Annotated in this window: 9 protein-coding genes; 5 read left to right on the forward strand and 4 right to left on the reverse strand. The window is 59.0% G+C overall.

Annotated features, from left to right (window positions below; genetic code table 11):
* Positions 1–117: 117 nt before the first annotated feature.
* Positions 118–6,672, forward strand: a complete 6,555-nt coding sequence (locus LT85_RS12130) for a putative Ig domain-containing protein (RefSeq protein ID WP_172656974.1) — start codon at positions 118–120, stop codon at positions 6,670–6,672.
* A 67-nt stretch (positions 6,673–6,739) separates the two neighbouring features.
* Here LT85_RS12130 and LT85_RS12135 read toward each other — a convergent pair whose 3' ends face one another.
* Positions 6,740–7,639: an SDR family oxidoreductase gene (locus tag LT85_RS12135; RefSeq protein ID WP_038489073.1), complete on the reverse strand. Its 900-nt coding sequence runs from the start codon at positions 7,637–7,639 to the stop codon at positions 6,740–6,742.
* A 54-nt stretch (positions 7,640–7,693) separates the two neighbouring features.
* The gene (locus LT85_RS12140) at positions 7,694–8,434 is read right to left on the reverse strand and encodes an SDR family oxidoreductase (protein ID WP_038489075.1); all 741 of its coding nucleotides are present in this window, start codon (positions 8,432–8,434) and stop codon (positions 7,694–7,696) included.
* A 175-nt stretch (positions 8,435–8,609) separates the two neighbouring features.
* Between LT85_RS12140 and LT85_RS12145 the strand changes: the two genes are divergently transcribed.
* Positions 8,610–9,527 (forward strand): LysR family transcriptional regulator, encoded by a 918-nt coding sequence (locus LT85_RS12145; protein WP_038489077.1) that lies wholly within the window; start codon positions 8,610–8,612, stop codon positions 9,525–9,527.
* A gap of 238 nt (positions 9,528–9,765) precedes the next feature.
* Positions 9,766–10,425, forward strand: a complete 660-nt coding sequence (locus LT85_RS12150; protein WP_038496003.1) for a class I SAM-dependent methyltransferase — start codon at positions 9,766–9,768, stop codon at positions 10,423–10,425.
* 44 nt (positions 10,426–10,469) lie between these two features.
* On the opposite strand, the gene LT85_RS12155 is transcribed toward LT85_RS12150, so the two are convergent.
* Positions 10,470–10,754 carry a DUF4148 domain-containing protein gene (locus LT85_RS12155; protein WP_081992312.1) on the reverse strand — a complete coding sequence of 95 codons (285 nt, stop codon included), beginning with the start codon at positions 10,752–10,754 and terminating at the stop codon, positions 10,470–10,472.
* Between the two features lie 300 nt (positions 10,755–11,054).
* Between LT85_RS12155 and LT85_RS12160 the strand changes: the two genes are divergently transcribed.
* Complete coding sequence (locus LT85_RS12160) at positions 11,055–11,675, forward strand: TetR/AcrR family transcriptional regulator (RefSeq protein ID WP_038489079.1); 621 nt, start codon at positions 11,055–11,057, stop codon at positions 11,673–11,675.
* A gap of 311 nt (positions 11,676–11,986) precedes the next feature.
* On the opposite strand, the gene LT85_RS12165 is transcribed toward LT85_RS12160, so the two are convergent.
* Positions 11,987–13,336 (reverse strand): MFS transporter, encoded by a 1,350-nt coding sequence (locus LT85_RS12165; protein WP_038496008.1) that lies wholly within the window; start codon positions 13,334–13,336, stop codon positions 11,987–11,989.
* A 175-nt stretch (positions 13,337–13,511) separates the two neighbouring features.
* Between LT85_RS12165 and cyoA the strand changes: the two genes are divergently transcribed.
* Positions 13,512–14,432, forward strand: a complete 921-nt coding sequence (cyoA, locus tag LT85_RS12170) for a ubiquinol oxidase subunit II (RefSeq protein WP_038489081.1) — start codon at positions 13,512–13,514, stop codon at positions 14,430–14,432.
* Positions 14,433–14,515 lie beyond the last annotated feature (83 nt).

Consider the following 14,515-nt stretch of genomic DNA (forward strand, 5'->3'; position numbering starts at 1 on the left):
GGAGGTTTCATGTTGCACAGTCCATGCGGTCGTGTCGGCGCTCGTTTATTTTCATCGCCCAAGTCAATTTCAGCATTTGATAATGTTTCGAATCAGCGCTGTAAGCAGGGCTTGGTTTTGGCGTGGTTTGCCCACCTTCTGCGGGGCTTTGCCTATGCGGCGATTTTCGGCTGGTCGAGTTTTGCCTACGCCTTCAGCCCCAGCACCGAATGTCCGCCAATTCAGTCAATAACGGTTGCCTCCGGCGGCACCTCGACTACCGACTTGTCCGGCTGTTCGGTATTCGGCCTGGACGGGATGCCGACCGCGCCTTCGCACGGCACGCTGTCAGACATGAATCCAACCACCGGCAATGGCGACAGCAAGGTCATATACGTCAACAATGGTGACGGTGCGCTCTCCGACAGTTTTGTCGTGCTAGACGATTTGAATGGAACAATCACCTTCACGGTCACGGTCTTGCCGGCAGCCTCGCCGATTACGGTAACGCCAGCCACCTTGCCGGCGCCATCCATCGGCAACGCCTATAGCCAGAGCCTGAGCGCCTCAGGCGGGGTTGCACCGTATACCTACTCCCTCTCATCAGGCAGCCTGCCGGCCGGCTTGAGCATATCCGCAGCCGGCTTGATTTCCGGCACGCCAACGGCCGCAGGGGCATTTACGTTCACCGTAGGCGTGCTCGATTCGACCACTCCGACGGCATTGAGCACGACCAAGACCTATTCGATGACGGTTGCCGTTCCGACGATGGTGCTGGCTCCCGCCAGTCCGCCGGCGGGAACGATATCGCTGCCGTACAGCCAGCAAATGAGCACGACCGGCGGGACCGCGCCCTACAGCTATGCGATACAGGTTGGCCTGGGAACGCTGCCGCCGGGATTGACCTTGTCGCCCAGCGGCCTGATTTCGGGAACCCCGACTACTGCCGGCAGTTCTACTTTCTCACTCAAATACACCGATAGCACCTCTGGCACCGGGCCATTTTCCCAAGCACAGAATGTGACGATCGTGATCAACGCGTCGCCGGTGATTGTCATCACCCCAACCGTGCTACCGGCCGCCACAGTCGCCGCGGCGTTTAGCCAAAGCCTGTCTGCCAGCGGCGGCACTGCGCCGTATACCTTTGCAATTAGTGCAGGGGCGCTGCCTGCTGGACTGACCTTATCAAGTGCTGGCCTCTTGTCGGGTACGCCAACCGCAGGCGGTACTTTCAATTTCACGGTCAGGGGAACTGATCAGAGCTCCTTTAGCGGCACGCAAGCCTATACGCTGACGGTCAATGCGCCGACCATCGCGATAACGCCTACGACATTGCCCGCGGCGACCGTCGCTACGGCGTATAGCCAGACTGCGGTAGCCAGTGGCGGTACAGCCGGATATACCTATGCGATCTCTGCCGGCGCTTTGCCGGCGGGGGTGACTTTGTCTGGCGGCGGGACGATATCCGGTACGCCAACTGCGGGCGGCACCTTTAATTTTACGGTGCGCGCGACGGATAGTTCGACCGGCACCGGCCCATATATTGGCGCGAGGGCTTATTCCATGACGGTCAATGCGCCGACCATCGCGATCACCCCCGTCAGCCTGCCGGCCATGACGGTTGCCAGCAGCTTTACGCAAAACCTGACGGCCAGCGGCGGCATTGCCTCTTACACCTATACTGTTAGCGCCGGCGCACTGCCGAATGGATTGACATTGGCTGCAAACGGAACCTTGTCTGGTACGCCGACTGTATCGGGGCCATTCAATTTCACAGTCACAGCGACCGATAGTTCGACAGGCAGCGGCCCGTATACAGGTTCACGGGCTTATTCGGTCAACGTTAGTGCCGGTTTGCCGGTGACTGGCGCCGTCAGTGTGACAGTCGCTTACGGCAGCTCCGCCAACCCGGTCACCTTGAATCTGAGCGGCGGCACAGCCACCTCGGTTGCGGTTGCATCGGCGGCAGCACACGGCACTGCCACCGCTTCTGGGACCAGCATCACTTACACACCAACTTCGGGATACGCCGGTGGCGATTCGTTCACCTACACGGCAACCAACACGGCCGGAACTTCCAGTCCAGCTACGGTAACGGTAACGGTCTCGTCGCCGACCTTGACGATTACGCCTTCGGGTTCATGGTCTGTGACAGACGGCGGCAGCTATAGCCAAACCTTGACCTGGGCCGGTGGCGCGGCGCCTTACAGCGGTATAACGGTCACCGGCTTGCCAGCCGGATTGTCCGTCACGGCGACCAGTTCTACCGGAGCGACAATTTCCGGCACGCCGACCGCCGTCGGCAGTTTCACGGTCACGGCTTCTGCCACCGATAGCAGCACCGGCACCGGTCCATTTACGAAATCGCAGGGTTTTACATTGACGGTGGCTGCACCCACCGTCAGTTTGACGCCGCCTGGTCCAACCTTGACGCCAAGCTACGGCAGCGCATTTTCGCAAGCTTTCACGGCTAGCGGCGGTGTTGCGCCCTATGCGTATGTGTTGACTGGCAGCCTGCCGAGCGGTCTTAGCTGGAATGCGGCGACAGCAACACTTTCCGGTACCCCGACCCAAAGCGGCAGCTTCCCGATCTCGGTCAGTGCGACCGACCACTCGACCGGTACCGGTGCGCCGTTCAGCACATCGGTCAACTACACATTGACGGTCAGCGCGCCGACCATCGCTATCTCGCCGGTCAGCGCGCCGGGTGGCGCTATTGGCCAATCGTATTCGACTACCATCAGCGCCAGCGGCGGCGTTGCGCCCTATAGCTTTACGATATCGGCAGGCGCCTTGCCATCAGGCGTTGCGCTTAACGGCGCAACCGGCGCTCTGACCGGAACGCCGACGGCTGCAGGTAGCTTCAACTTCACCGTGAACGCCAGCGACGCTAACAGCTTTAGCGGAACCCGTGCATATACCGTTGCGATCGGCGCGCCTGGCATGACATTGACGCCGGCATCGCTTCCTGCTGCGGCGGTCGCGACGGCTTATAGCGCGGCCTTTAGCGCCGGCGGCGGTACTGCGCCTTACACCTATGCCCTGACCGCAGGCAGCTTGCCATCGGGGATCAGCCTGAATACCGCTACCGGCGTACTTTCCGGGACCACGGTCCAGGCCGGCAGTTTCCCGATTACGGTGCGCGCCACCGACAGCAGCACCGGGGCGGGTGCGCCATTTACGGCGCAAGGCAGTTATACCTTAGTGGTCGCGGCGCCAACCATCAGCCTGGCGCCAAGTTCAGTGTCGGGCGGTTCCGTGGCGACCAGCTATGCTGCCGTCATCAGCGCCAGCGGCGGCGTATCGCCTTATATTTACAGTATTTCCAGCGGCTCGTTGCCGACAGGAGTAACGCTGAATGCATCGACTGGCGCGGTGAGCGGCACGCCGACTGCGGCGGGGACATTTAATTTCACTGTGAGGGCGCAAGACGCCAATAGCTTCAGTGGCGTCCAGTCCTATAGCCTGGCCATTGCTGCGGCTACCGTGACCTTAAATCCCGCGACGCTGCCCGGCGCCACAGCGGAAGCGGCGTACAGCACCACGCTGGTCGCCGGCGGCGGCACTGCGCCTTACACTTACGCGCTCACTGCTGGCTCCCTCCCGAGCGGCATCAGCCTGAATGCTGCGACCGGCGTATTGTCGGGGACCACCGTCGTGAGCGGCAGTTTCCCGATCACTGTGCGCGCTACCGATAGCAGCACCGGAACCGGGGCGCCGTTCAACGCCTCAAGAAGCTATACGTTGACAGTTGCCGCTCCGGCGATCAGCCTTGCGCCGAGCAGCGTGGCAGGCGGTACCGTTGCCGCCAGCTATGCGGCCAGCATCAGCGCCAGCGGCGGCACCGCGCCTTATACCTACAGCGTTAGCGCAGGTGCGTTGCCGGCAGGGATAAGCCTGAATACCGCCAGTGGCGCGCTGAGCGGCACCCCGACTGCCGCAGGCACTTTCAACGTGACCGTTAAAGCACTCGACGTCAATGGTTTCAACGGCACCCAGGCATATAGCCTGGTGATTGGTTCGGCGACGCTGACGCTCAATCCGGCCACGCTGCCCAACCCGACAGCCGAAGCTGCCTATAGCGCCACATTGACGGCAGGCGGCGGTACTGCGCCGTACAGCTTTGCGGTCAGCGGCGGTGCCTTGCCCACCGGATTGACGCTTAATGCTGCAACCGGTGTGCTGTCCGGCACCACCAACCTGAGCGGCACGTTCAACGTGACGATTAGCGCGACCGATAGCAGCACCGGCGTCGGTGCGCCATTCGTGGCTTCACATGCCTACGTATTGACTGTCGGTGCGCCGAATATTACTTTGACGCCGAGTACGCTGGTCGGCGCCAAGGCCAGCGTCGCGTATAGCCAGCAGTTCACGGCTAGCGGCGGTATAGCGCCGTATGCCTACACGATCAGCGCTGGCAGTTTGCCGGCAGGACTGGCATTGAATGCAGCTACCGGCCTGCTGAGCGGCACGCCGACGGCGGCCGGCAGCTTTACTTTCACCGTGCGCGCCACCGATGCGCAGAACTTTACGGCGCAGCAAGCGGAGACATTGAGCGTCGCTCAGGCACAGCCGGTGGCGGTGAACGATAGCGCCAGCACCCCGGCTAACCAGCCGGTGACGGTGAATGTCACGGCCAACGACAGCGGTCCGATTACGAGTATTGCGGTCAGTACGCCGCCAGCCCATGGCAGTGCGGCTGTGAGCGGCCTGAATGTGGTCTACACGCCAGCCGCTAATTACTTCGGCAGTGATAGTTTGAGTTATGTCGCCACAGGCCCGGGCGGTAGTTCCGCCCCAGCTACGGTAACGGTGACCGTGACGGCGCTCGCGGTGCCGGTTGCGGTAGCCCAGAATGCCACTATCCTGGCGGGCCAGCCTGTGACGTTGCATGGCGCTAGCGGCGCTAGCGGCGGGCCATTTACCGCAGTCGCGATTGTCAGTCCGCCGAGCGTCGGCACCGCCGCCGTCAGCGGCACCGACATCATCTATACCTCGGTAATCGGCAGCAGCGGTGACATCAAGTTCAGTTACACCCTGGCCAATGCCTTTGGTGTATCTGCTCCGGTGACGGCGACCGTCAGTGTCAATCCGATGCCGGTAGTCGGCGCCCATAGCGCCACGGTGGCTGCCGGTGCGGCGGTCAGCGTCGATCTGATGGCGGGCGCCAGCGGCGGCCCATTCACGGCCGCCAATCTGGTGACGGTGTCGCCAACGGCTGCCGGCAGCGCGGTGATCCGCGATGTGGGCAGCGCTGGCAAGCCGTCGTATCAGATGACATTTACTGCATCCAGCAAGTTCGCCGGCGCGGCGGCAATCAGTTACACACTGAGCAATGCCTACGCGACTTCAGCGCCAGGTACTGTCACAGTGACCGTCACGGCAAGGCGCGACATGTCGACCGATCCGGAAGTGATCGGCTTGCTGTCGGCGCAGGCGGATAGCGCAAGACGCTTCGCCAGCGCGCAGATTTCCAACTTCACGCGGCGACTGGAAAGCCTCCACGGCGACGGCTGGGGTACTTCCGGGTTCGGCGTCAGCCTGACGCCGCCGAGCGCGCCAACCGGCCGGCCGGGTTCCGGCACAGAAGCCGCGCCTTGGCTAAGCGCTGATGTCGACCGCATGTATGGCTCACCGCTGCAACCTAACATGCGCAAGGTAGGTTGGATGCCGCAAGCAGGAGGCGGGCAGGGCGGTAGCAACTATGGTGGCGGCACCGGGTCAGCTTTTGGTAGCGGATCAGGTGCGGCTAGCGGTAGCGGCACCGGCAACGGTCCGGTATTGGCGGCCAATGATACGCAGTCAACCATCACCGGCTTGCCCGACCTGCCGGCGCGTCAGGGCAATTCTAAACAGCCGTTGTCATTGTGGATGGGCGGGGCGGTGGACTTTGGCCAGCAGTATGTCAATGGTCACCAGGCCGGTTTCCGTTTCCACACCGATGGCGTGAGTATCGGCGGTGACTATCGCATCAACGACTTCGCCACCTTCGGTATCGGCGGCGGATTTAGTCGCGACAGCAGCGACGTCGGCAATAACGGCACCAAGAGCACCGCAGAAAGCGTGGTCGGTGCGATGTACGGCAGCTTGCGGCCGGCGAAGGACGTATTCATCGACGGCGTACTGGGCTACGGCACGCTGAACTTCAATTCCAACCGTTACATTACCGGCGACGGCGGTTTCGCCACCGGCTTGCGCCATGGCGACCAGGTATTCGGCGCGATTGTCAGCGGCGTCGAATTCCATCGCGAAGGCTGGATGTGGTCGCCATATGGCCGGTTAGAGTTGATGTCTGCCACGCTGGATCAATATACGGAAACCGCCAGCGGGTTGAATGCGCTGACTTACTTCAAGCAGACCGTGCGCACCACCAGCGGCTCTTTGGGAGTACGTGCAGAAGGCCAGTACCTGACCAGCATCGGCACCTGGGTGCCGCGGGCTCGCGTTGAGTTCCGTCATCAGTTCCAGGGGCAGGATGATGCCGGGCTGGCGTACGCCGACCTGGCATCGGCGGGGCCGGCGTATATCGTGCACACCACCAGCCAGGATACCGGCAACTGGTTCGCCGGCATCGGCGCAAGACTGGTGATGCGCAACGGCGTGATGTTTACCATCGACTACAACAGCAACATCAATGTCGGCAACGGCCGCAGCCAGTCAATCATGTTCGGATTGGAAGTGCCGTTGCAATAATCTGTCATGACCAGGGCGGCGGCAATCTCGCCAGAGGTGCCGCCTGCCGTGTGTTGTCGAGAACTGCTTAAGCGATGGTTTTCGGATGCAGCAGATCTGCAAGGCCGATACGACGCAACATCTCGCTGCGCACCCGGTCGGCGACGCCATTGACGATCTCGCAGCCATCCTGCGATGGATCGACATGGGTGCGAAAAGGACGGCTGCCGAAAGGCATGCCGATCACACCGACGATGGCTGCAGCCACGGAGCCGGCGTCGGCATCGGCAGGCTCCAGCGCGGCTAACCCTGCCAATGCCAGCTCGGCCACGCCGGCATAAGGGCCGTCGTTATACTCTGCTGCGCGAAGCTGGTCGGCCGGGGCTCCGGAATGGACGAAGTGATTAGTGCCCTTGGTGAACGCGCCCGGCACGATGATCGAAGTTTCGATCCCCCAGCGCGCCAGTTCTCCCGCATATGAAACCGCCAGCGAATCCATTGCCGCCTTCGCCGCAAAATAGGGCGACAGGAAGGGCGGCGTGCCTCCGCGCGCGCTGCTGGACGAAATCCACATGACCAGTCCCTTGCCTTGTTTGCGTAGTTGAGGCAAGGCGGCGCGATTCACTCTCTGAGTGCTGAGCACGTTGATATCGTAGAGCTGGGCAAACTGTTCCGGCGTGAAAGCCTCGGCCGGGCCGAATGACATGTGGCCAGCGTTATGAATCACGACATCCAGCCGGCCGCATTCAGCAATGACGCTGGAAATGCCTGCCTCCACCGAGTCGCTCGCGGCGACATCCAGTTCTACGGTGCGCAGATCAACCTTGTGTTCGGCGGCATAACGCAGCAGTTCGGCGACCTGTGGGGCGTTGCGGCAGGTAGTTTCGCGCATGCTGGCGTAGACAGTGTGTCCAGCATGCGCCAGTGCGCGGGCGGCGAGGGCGCCGAAGCCGCTGGAGGCGCCGCTAATGAGGATGACTTGTTTCATGATATTTCCTTGGTTTGATGCGGGTTGGAAAGTACATGCATGGAGATGGTTGGATCAGACCATGCCGCCGTTGGCGCGCAGCGTCTGACCATTGATCCAGCTACCTTCTGCGCCAGCCAGGAAGGCGACCGTGGCGGCGATGTCCTGTGGCTGGCCGAGCCGTTCCAGCGGAGCGATCTTGGCCAGGCGATCGATCAGCTCTTGCGATTTGCCATTGAAAAACAGGTCAGTGGCGGTCGGACCCGGAGCTACGGCATTGACGGTGATATTGCGGCCACGCAATTCCTTCGCCAGTACGCTGGTCAGGGCTTCCACGCCAGCCTTGGTGGCGGCGTATATTCCATATGAAGGTTGCAGCGTGCCGACCACGCTTGAAGAGAAATTGATGATGCGACCGCCGTTGCGCAGGCGCTTGCCCGCTTCGCGCATGGTGTTGAAGCTGCCTTTGAGATTGATCGCAATCTGGCGCTCGAAGCTGGCGTCGTCGGTCTCGGCGATCGTGGTATTTGCCATGATGCCGGCATTGTTGACCAAGATGTCGACGCCGCCGAATGCCTGTTCGGTGTTGTCGAACAGGGCGCGCACTGCTGCCGGGTCGCTGACATCGGCTTGCAGCGCCAGCGCTTTGCCACCTTCCCGCACAATCTGCTGCGTCAGTGCTTCCGCCGGCGCAGCGTTGCCGGAATAGTTGATGACGACTGCAAAGCCGTCTCCAGCCAGGCGTTGCGCCACAGCTGCACCGATGCCGCGGGAAGATCCGGTGATGATTGCTACCTGTTGAGTTTCCTTGTTCATTTGATGCTCCTTGAGGATTGGTTTAGGTGTTGCCCCGAGTACTTGAATCCACCCTGGCGCTTCTGAGTCCACGTTCGCAGGACAGTGACACCATCATGAAGGTTAATTAAATTTGGATAAAGTAGCCGTATATGCTTAGACTGTTCTATATGGATTAACAATTGGAGCAATCACCATGGATAAATTTGAAGCCATGCGGATTTTCACCAGGATTGTCGAGTTGAAAAGTTTTACCCGCGCTGCGGAGGATCTCGGCTATCCGAAATCCACGGTGACTAACGCCATCAAGCAAATGGAGGCGCGTTTGCGGGTCCGTCTGCTGCACCGGACCACGCGCCAAGTAACGCCGACCCTGGACGGCGACGCGTATTACATACGCTGCGCACGCCTTTTGGCCGACTTGGAAGACGCTGAGAATGTGTTTTCGGAAGCGGCGATCAATCCGAGCGGCAAACTCAGGATCGATATGCACGGTACGCTGGGGCGGCATTTTGTGCTGCCGCTGCTGGATCAGTTTTGTGCGCGCTATCCGAATATCGAACTGCAGATCGGCATGGGCGACCGCTTGGTCGATCTGGTCGCGGAAAGCGTCGATTGCGTGCTGCGCGTGGGCGAGTTGCGGGATTCATCGATGGTGGCGAGACGCCTGGCTAGCCTGGAGCAAGTGACATGCGCCAGCCCGGCCTATCTGGAACGCCATGGCGAACCGCACAGCGTGGATGAGCTTGCACGGCATCGCGCAGTTAATTTTTTCTCGCCGCAAACGGGAAAACATTATCCGTTTGAATTCAATGTCGATGGAGAACTGCGCGAATTTTATATCGGCGGCTCGATATCGGTAAATAATGCCGATGCGTACAAGCTGTGCTGCCAATCCGGTTTTGGCTTGATCCAGCTGCCGCGTTACGGCGTTGCCCAGATGCTGGCGACAGGTGAGTTGCGCGAGGTGCTTGCCGCCTACCGGCCGCATCCGTCTACGGTATCGGTGCTGTATCCGCATCATCGGCAATTGTCGCCCAGAGTACGTGTGTTCGTTGACTGGTTGGTGACGATATTCTCTGCAGCCCAGTTAGATCCCTCAAGCGCGCGGTAGCACGCTACGCAATCGCCGTTGTATCTGTTGAGCGGAGTTTATCTTTGTAAATAGCTGCGCAGGGTGGCACCCTGATAGCCGAGTTGGAACTGGCCGCGTCTTTGCAGTTTCGGCATCATTTGGTCGAAAAATCCTCGAATCCGTGCGGCAGATGCAAATGGGCCGGCGTGATGACAAAGCCGTCGTCGCCATGGCGGGCATGGTAAATTGTTCCTCTCCGCCAAAAGGATTGCAAACCATGTCCAGTCGCACACTCAATCTTGACGACACGCTATACGACTATCTGCTAAGCCATTCGCTACGCGAGCATCCGGCTCAAACCGCGTTGCGGGCGGCAACCAGCAGTCATGCACGCGGCGGCATGCAGATTTCGCCCGAACAGGGCCAGTTCATGGCGCTTCTGGTCAAGCTGACGGGTGCTCGCCAGACTATAGAAATCGGCGTTTTTACCGGTTATAGCGCGCTGTCAGTGGCGCTCGCCTTGCCGGAAGACGGCCACATCCTGGCGTGTGACATCAGTGATGAATACACGCGTATAGCGCGCCCTTACTGGGAGCAAGCAAAGGTTGCACACAAGATCGATCTGCAGCTCGCACCGGCGCTGACGACGCTCGATGCCAGGCTAGCCGCCGGCGCAGCTGGACAATATGATTTCGCTTTTATCGATGCCGATAAAAGCGCTTACGACGGTTACTACGAACGCTGCCTGCAACTGGTGCGGCGCGGCGGCCTGATTGCCATCGACAATGTCTTATGGAGCGGTAGCGTGGCTGCGCCAGCGGAAGATGCCGATACGGCAGCGCTACAGCAGCTCAACCTCAAATTGCACGACGACGAACGCATCGACTTGTCGATGCTGCCAATTGGAGATGGTTTGACGCTAGCGCGTAAACGCTAAGCGTTCGGCGCTGGCGTGTCAGGATGACGAGAGTACCGTCAGCGTCATGCACCGGTATAAATCGAGGCTCCGGTTTCTGTCTTTGCCGCTTCACGCATTTGCGCCATCATCGGTTTTTGACCGTGTATGGCAGGAGTAGTTACCAGCGGATAGCTGGCATCGCTTTGCAGTAGTACTCCCGCGGTCTGGGCCTTGGCGACTTCTTGCTCGACTTGTGCTCTGGTCAAGGTCGATGTGAAAGCCGGTTCAGGCGGATAGCTTGCTTCTGCAAATGCTGAAGCGGTTGCGCTGAAGGCCAAGAGTGTGAAAATGGTTTTTAGGGTACGCATGATGGTTTCCTGGAAAGTTGACGGGTAACGACAGCGTTCCCTGTTTTCTCCGGTCAGCTTGAAGCGTCGCGTGTGAAACAGATATCTGCCATCGCTGAAAACAGTCTAGGCCGCCATTGCAAACGATCAGATGACGAAGGCATGACAAGTTTGTCATGTCGCTTTTCGGGCTGAAATTATTGTTTGTTCTTGTTCTTGTTCTTGTTGTCGAGTCAGGGCGCGTCATTCGTATGAATTAATACAGTAAGTGGTTGGCTGGAAAAACATTTCAATTTCGCATGGCCGTGCTAATATGCGAACATGATGATTCAATCCAGCAAAAGCGAACTTACCTACACGGCAATCGTGAATGCGGCTTTGCAGATTGCCGCAGCTGAAGGGGTAGGAAAATTGTCTCTGGGAGAGGTCGCAAAACATCTCGGCATCAGCAAGAGCGGGGTGTTTTCGCGCGTGGGCTCGCTGGAGGCGCTGCAAGAAGCAGTTCTTGATGAGTTCGATCGCCGGTTTAGCGCAGAAGTGTTCCTGCCGTCCACGGCATTGTCGCGTGGTTTGCCCAGGCTGAACTCGCAAGTGATGGCCTGGATTGCAAGGGCCAGCGACCCACGGGAAATCGCCGGTTGCCTGTATATTGCCGGCGCCTTTGAATACGACGATATTGAGGGGCCGCTGCGGGATCGCATCCAGTACGGAGTGACCCGCTGGCGCGCAACCATGCGACGGACGGTAATCCAGGCGATGGAAGCAGGGCATTTGCGGCCGGATACCGACCCCGAGCAGTTGATCTTCGAAATTTACAGCCTGATCGTAGGTCTTACCCACGACATTCGCCTTATGCGCGATAGGGCGGCGGTACAGCGGGTGCATAACGCTTATAACCGGCTAATTTCTACCTATCGGAGCTTTAATTATCAGGGCGCTTGATTCATCAGCCTGCCTGGTTTATGCGAGTGGTGTTTTTTAAATCAAATTCGCACCATCGTGCGAAAAAGGATCGTAATGATTTATTTCGTGATAGCTGGCGTCGTAGCCGGTGCGTTTGTATTGGGTAATTGCACAAGGCGACTAATGAAGTGTATTCCCGAGTGCAATGATGACTTTGGCTTTTTCTAATTTGCCGGGGAGGGAGGGGGAGTCAATGGAGAGGTATGACGCTCGTTGTGGGAGAGCTATTGCCAGGATGGTCGGGGCGACCATCCTGGCAATATCAAATTTATGCCAGATGAATTTCTTGTTTAGTCGCGAATTTCAAGTGCCCGATTAAGGCTCAGAGCCGCCAGCGAGCAGGCTGCGCCCGACAACAGGTAGAAGCTGACATAAGCCAGGCCAAAATGCGCGGACAGGCCGAGTGCTACCAACGGTGCGAAACCAGCACCGACCAGCCATGACAGATCGGAGGTCAGGGCGGCGCCGGTGTAGCGATATTTGGCAGGGAAATTGGCGGTCACCGCACCGGCTGCCTGGCCATACGACAAGCCCAGCAAGCTGAAACCCAGCAGAATGAAGATATTCTGGCCGATTTCGCCGCCGTTCATCAGCGTAGGCACGAATGCGCTGAGTATCGCAATCAGTATCGCGCAGCTGCCAAGCGTGGTGCGGCGGCCCAGTTTGTCTGCAATCAGGCCGGAGGCAACCACGCCCACCGCCATCAGGGCGGCGCCGACGACCTGGATGATCAGAAAGTCGCTGACCGAACGCATCGAATACAGGCTAATCCATGATAACGGGAATACGGTCACCAGATGGAACAGGGCGTAACTGGCCAAAGCCGCCAAGGCGCCGATCAGCAAGTTACGGCCCTGCGAGCGCGTCATTTCGATGACTTTGGTCGGTTCCAGTTCACGCTCGTCCAGCAGGCGTGCATATTCCGGTGTCGAGACCAGGCGCAAGCGTGCAAACAGCGCCACGACGTTGATGGCGAATGCTACGTAGAACGGATAGCGCCAGCCCCAGTCCAGGAAATCTTCCGTGGTCAGATTGGAGAGCAGGTAAGCGAACAGGGCGCCTGCGATCATGAAGCCCATCGGCGCGCCGAGCTGGCCCAGCATGGCGTACCAGCCGCGCTTGTTTTGCGGCGCATTGAGCGCCAGCAATGACGGCAAGCCATCCCAGGAGCCGCCGAGGGCAATGCCTTGGCCGATGCGCAACAACGACAGCAAGACTATCGAATAAAAGCCAAGGTGTTCGAAAGTCGGCAGGAACGCCATGCCGGCGGTGGATATACCTAATATGAAGAGGGCGGCAGTCAGCTTCACCTCGCGGCCAAAACGGCGCTGGATGGTCATGAAGGCAACGGTGCCGAACGGTCGTGCCAGGAAGGCAAAGGAAAAAATCACAAAGGAGTACAGCGTACCTTCCAGCTGTTGCTCAAACGGAAAGAACACTGCCGGAAACACCAGTACCGAAGCCATCGCATAGACGAAGAAGTCGAAATATTCCGAGGCGCGGCCGATGACCACGCCAATGGCTATCTCGCCCGGGGCGACTTCAGGGTGGTCGGAATTTGCACTGCGGACGTCATTGGCTGACGCATGCGACGAGAGATTAGCGGAAAGATCGCCATTATGGCTATGGGTGCTGGTCATCATAATTTTGTCTCTAGTGGGTTTCAGGTCTCTATTAATTATGGCCTTGCCTTACTGGCATGGCGAACCCTTCCCGACGTTGCTAGCAAGGGTAGGACAAAACGTCCAATCGCCAACACATACCAGTCAGTGCTACATTAGCACGATCTGATAGCTTCGACTGGACTTTTACTTCATGGTTTCCCTAATTTCTCGTCGCGGATTGCTTCTGCTGCCCGTCTTTTTACTGGCCGGCTGTAATACAGTAGTCATGAATCCGTCTGGCGATATCGCCTCTCAGCAGGGACGCCTGATCGTCGTCTCCACCTTATTGATGCTATTGATCATCGTTCCGGTGATCGCATTGACCATCTGGTTTGCCTGGCGCTACCGTAAAAACAATACCGCCGCGCGCTACGAGCCGGATTGGGACCACTCCACACAACTCGAACTGGTGATCTGGGGCGCGCCGCTGTTGATCATCATTGCACTCGGCCTGCTGACCTGGATCAGCACCCACACTCTGGATCCGTATCGGCCGTTGTCGCGCCTGGATGCGGACCGTCCGATTCCTGCCGATGTCAAGACCTTGACGGTTGAAGTCGTGGCGCTGGACTGGAAATGGCTGTTCATCTATCCGGAACAAGGCATCGCCACAGTGAACGAACTGGCAGCGCCGGTTGATGTTCCGATCCGCTTCAAGATCACGTCATCGACCATCATGAACTCTTTCTTCATCCCGGCGCTGGCCGGCCAGATCTACGCTATGCCGGGCATGCAGACATCGCTCAACGCGGTGATCAACAAGCCGGGCGAATTTGAAGGTTTCTCGGCCAACTACAGCGGTGCCGGTTTTTCCGACATGCGCTTCAAGTTCCACGGTTTGAGCCAGGAGAATTTCGATCAGTGGGTGCAGGCGCGTAAAGCCGCCAGCGGCCATCTGAACCGCCCTGACTATCTGCAGCTGGAAAAGCCAAGCGAGAAAGAACCTGTGCGCTACTACGGCACAGTCGACAAGGACCTGTATCACGCCATCCTCAACCGCTGCATCGAACCGGGCCAGATGTGCATGGACCAGATGATGAGCGGCCACAAGATGGAACAGCACCATGAATAAAGGCTGGCAAAGCCTGCAACGAATGCAATAAATGCAATAAATGCAACAAATGCAACAAACGCAAGCAGCGCTCCGCTCTGCAA

Origin of the sequence: Collimonas arenae, assembly GCF_000786695.1 — a bacterium.
GTDB classification, from domain to species: domain Bacteria; phylum Pseudomonadota; class Gammaproteobacteria; order Burkholderiales; family Burkholderiaceae_D; genus Collimonas; species Collimonas arenae_A.